We start from the raw sequence: 3,289 nt of genomic DNA on the forward strand, positions 1-3,289 counted from the left end.
TAGAAAATTCCCAGGGCGAAGGCGCTCCAGGCGAGTCCGTAGCGGGTTTCGGCAACCAGCATCCCCTGCAGGGTAAAGGCGATCAGCGGGGTGCCGAAGACCAGCGTTGCGTCGATATAGCCGCGCAGGTCGGGCGCTTGGCGCAGGGCGAAGAGGAGGGCGACCGCCACGTAAAGGAAGAAAAAGAGGACGAGGAACGGCTCGGTCGTGGCGAAATAGGCCGGTTGGTAGTAGTTGAAACCCCAGAAGCTGCCGATGACGAAGGTGAAAAGAAAGCCGACCAGATTGAGCAGCCGCCAGGCCTGCTGCCAGGCGATGGCGAGAATGGCGACGTTGAGCAGCAGGTAGTAGGAAAAAAGCATGACATGGTTGCCGCTGCCGGTCGAGGCGAGGAGCGGGGCGAGAAAGCCGCCGGTGACGGCAAGCACCGCCAGGGACTGCGAGAGCTGACGCACGGCGAGGGCCGCCGAGATGGCCGCCATGGCGGTGAGTACGGCCAGGGTCGGCAGGGGCGAGAGAAGGCCGTAGAGGCGGAAAGCGGCGAAGACCGTCAGGTAGAGGATGCCGAGACCGCCCCCCTGCAGGGCGAGGGCGTAGCCCCGGCGCCGGAAGCGCAGCCGCCAGCCGGTGATCAGCAGAGCGAGCCCGCCGAGGCCGGCGGCGGCGAGACGCACTTCGACAGAGAGCCGTTGGTGTTCGACGGCATATTTGAGCAGAAAGGCGACGCCGAAGAAGAGGAGGATAACCCCGATCTTTACCAGCAGGTTGCCGCCGGCGAAAAAGTCCCGGACGGCCGAGAGGATGGTCTCGCCCCCCGTCGGTCGTGTTTGGCCCAACTCTTCCTCAAAGACGAAGCTCTCCTCTTCGATGGCGGGCTCCGGCGCGCGAGCGGACCGGAGCGGTTCCTTCACACCTCCCGCTTCCGCTACCGGTTGTACCGCCTGTGGCCGTGCTTCGGGTCGGCAAGGGGGCGAGATCGCCTCCGCTTTCAGCCGCTCCACGTTCTGCTCCAAGTGTGTCAGACGCTCCCTCAGGGAGAGGATCTGGCCGAGGAGCAGGCCGATCCCGCCGCCGAGCAGGGCCCCTTCGAAGCCGTAGCCGCTGCCACCGATGAAAGCGCCGAGCAGGATGAAGACAAAGCTCATCGCTCGGCTCCCCAGCTGCTTTGGCCCAACAAAAAGCCGCTCTCCGGCAGAGCGCCGGAGGCGGCATCGGATACTTGCCGAGCGAGGTGCGGCGGACGTTCCCCCATCATGTCCTCCAGGAAAAGGCCCGGTCCCTAACCTGAGACCGGGCCCTTCATGTCGTATGCGGAAGGCCCTTACAGGCTTTTGAACGAGCGGCGGGCCGCCTCGATGGTCCGGTCGAGGTCGTCCCTGGAGTGGGCGGCGCTCATGAAGCCGGCCTCGAACTGGGACGGGGCGAGGTTGACCCCTTCCTCGAGCATGGCGCGGAAGAACTTGCCGAAGGCGGCGGTGTCGCTCTTCAGCGCGTCGGCAAAGGAGTAGACCGGCCCCTCGGTAAAGAAGGTGCAGAACATGCCGCCGACCCGCTGCCAGCAGGTTTTGAACGGCGCTTCCTTGGCCGCTTCGAGCAGCCCCTTCTCGAGGTAGGCGCTCTTCTCTTCGATGATGTCGTAAAAACCCTCCTGCTTGAGCAGGTTGAGGGTGGCGATGCCGGCGCTCATCGCCAGCGGGTTGCCGGAGAGCGTGCCGGCCTGGTAGACGCCACCGACCGGGGAAAGCTTTTCCATCAGCTCCCGTTTGCCGCCGAAGGCGCCGACCGGCAGGCCGCCGCCGATGATCTTGCCGAGGCAGACCAGGTCGCCGCGCACGCCGAAGCGCTCCTGCGCCCCGCCGAAGGCGACGCGGAAGCCGGTCATCACCTCGTCGATGATGAGCACGATCCCCTCGGCGTCGCAGAGCGCGCGCAGCCCCTCGAGGAAGCCGGGGCGGGGGGCGACGCACCCCATGTTGCCGGCGATCGGCTCGAGGATGATGCAGGCGATCTCCCCCTTGTTGGCGGCGGCCAGCGCCTTGACCTCCTCCAGGTCGTTGTAGGTGGCAGTGAGAGTGTACTTGGCGAAGTCGGCCGGCACGCCGGGGGAGGTCGGGACGCCGAAGGTGGCGGCGCCGCTCCCGGCTTTGACCAGCAGCGAGTCGGCGTGGCCGTGATAGCAGCCGTCGAACTTGAGGATCTTGTCACGGCCGGTGCAGCCGCGGGCAAGGCGGATGGCGCTCATCGTCGCCTCGGTCCCCGAGGAGACCATGCGCACCATCTCGACATTGGGGTAGGCATCGCGGACCATCTCGGCGAGAACGATCTCCTTCTCCGTCGGGGCGCCGAAAGAGGCGCCGCTTTTCGCCGCCTGCACAATCGCCTCGACCACCTTGGGATGGCAGTGGCCAAGGATCATCGGTCCCCAGGATCCGACGTAGTCGATGTAACCGTTGCCGTCGACGTCGTAGATGCGTGACCCTTCGGCGCGATCGATGAAAATCGGGTCGCAGCCGACCGATTTGAAGGCGCGGACCGGGCTGTTGACGCCGCCGGGGATGATTTGCTTGGCTTCGGCGAAGAGCGCCGCCGATTTCTCGTGCTTCATGTTGCCCCCTTGATGATCTGGTTGAGTTAATGATAGAAGCAGGCGCTGGCGCGGCGGGATTTCCCGGCCGTCGGCGGCGTCCCGGAGAGAGATGATTCTGCTTCCGCGAGGGGAGAGGTGTAAGAAGTGAGGAGAAACAGGTCAGGGTCCCGATTTTGACTGGGGAATTGTGCCTCAAACCTCACGGCTAACTCCTTGGCCGTCCTCTGCAAGGTCGCCTAAAATTCGGCAGTGAAAAAATCCGACTCACGGCCCGGGAATAATATAATATCTTCGCGCCTACGGCCAGAAAAAACCGGCGCTCGGCGACGAGGCTTTGGACGGCCGGGAGAAATTGCAGCGAAAGGGGTGGCGCCGGAGTTGAAATGCGGGTAGAATGAGCCGGTTGCGGCTTTCGGAGGTGGCCGATTTCTTGCAATTGGGGGTTCCCGACGGTGCAGGGAGTTCGTGAAACACTGTTTTTCCGATCCTGTTTCGGCCTGAAATTTTAGAATTAAAATGACCCCTTCTGATGAAGATAAAATTGTTTGACAGGGGGTCAAGATATGTTTTATAAGCTCCGGTCAGACCAATTTTTCCCAAGGAAGACCTATGGCCGAATTGCTGCTGATCCTGGTTGGCGCCGTTTTCGTCAACAACTTCGTTCTCGCCCGGTTCCTCGGCATCTGCCCCTTCCTCGGCGTC

At 63.4% G+C, this 3,289-nt stretch carries 3 protein-coding genes; 1 reads left to right on the top strand and 2 read right to left on the bottom strand.

Annotation, left to right across the window (positions count from 1 at the left end):
* Positions 1-1,145 (bottom strand): DUF2339 domain-containing protein (locus VD811_13030; GenBank protein ID HXV21904.1); only part of this gene is annotated, 1,145 nt, incomplete at its 3' end.
* A gap of 176 nt (positions 1,146-1,321) precedes the next feature.
* A complete protein-coding gene (gene hemL, locus VD811_13035; protein HXV21905.1) occupies positions 1,322-2,605 on the bottom strand; it encodes a glutamate-1-semialdehyde 2,1-aminomutase in 1,284 nt (427 codons plus the stop codon).
* Positions 2,606-3,196: 591 nt separating this feature from the next.
* On the opposite strand from hemL, the gene VD811_13040 reads away from it, so the two are divergent.
* The coding region (locus VD811_13040) for an Rnf-Nqr domain containing protein (GenBank protein HXV21906.1) at positions 3,197-3,289 on the top strand (93 nt) is incomplete at its 3' end.

The organism is Desulfuromonadales bacterium (genome assembly GCA_035620395.1).
Lineage (GTDB): Bacteria > Desulfobacterota > Desulfuromonadia > Desulfuromonadales > DASPGW01 > DASPGW01.

Bases quoted from the DNA above. Each gene is read 5' to 3' on its own strand.
- hemL (HXV21905.1), bottom strand. From the start codon at position 2,605: ATGAAGCACGAGAAATCGGCGGCGCTCTTCGCCGAAGCCAAGCAAATC.